We start from the raw sequence: 272 nt of genomic DNA, 5'->3' as shown, positions 1-272 counted from the left end.
ATGGTCCCCCTCCCCCGCTTCGCAGGGGAGGATTGAAATTAATCCGGCCACCGCTCTTCCAGCCACGCCAGCTCAGCTCGCCCCATCGGCGCGGCCTGCGCCGGCCCGGCCGTCAGCATCCGCCATTCCTTCAGCGACAGCCGCCAGAACCCCTCAGGCCCCACGCCCATCCGCGCCGCCGCCTGGATCATCTCGCTCCACGGCGTCATGCGGCCGCTTCAAACGCCCGCGCCACCGCCTCGGCCGCCGCGCGCGGATCGACCGGCGCCGTG

The 272-nt window shown here is 72.8% G+C and carries 1 protein-coding gene; it reads right to left on the bottom strand.

Annotation, left to right across the window (positions count from 1 at the left end; translation table 11 throughout):
- Nucleotides 1-38: 38 nt before the first annotated feature.
- Nucleotides 39-209: a phage tail assembly chaperone gene (locus tag ACK4SE_RS14295; RefSeq protein ID WP_409694059.1), complete on the bottom strand. Its 171-nt coding sequence runs from the start codon at nucleotides 207-209 to the stop codon at nucleotides 39-41.
- Nucleotides 210-272 lie beyond the last annotated feature (63 nt).

Origin of the sequence: Brevundimonas sp. (assembly GCF_046293315.1) — a bacterium.
Classification (GTDB): domain Bacteria; phylum Pseudomonadota; class Alphaproteobacteria; order Caulobacterales; family Caulobacteraceae; genus Brevundimonas.
This window is presented reverse-complemented; position numbering and strand designations above follow the sequence as displayed.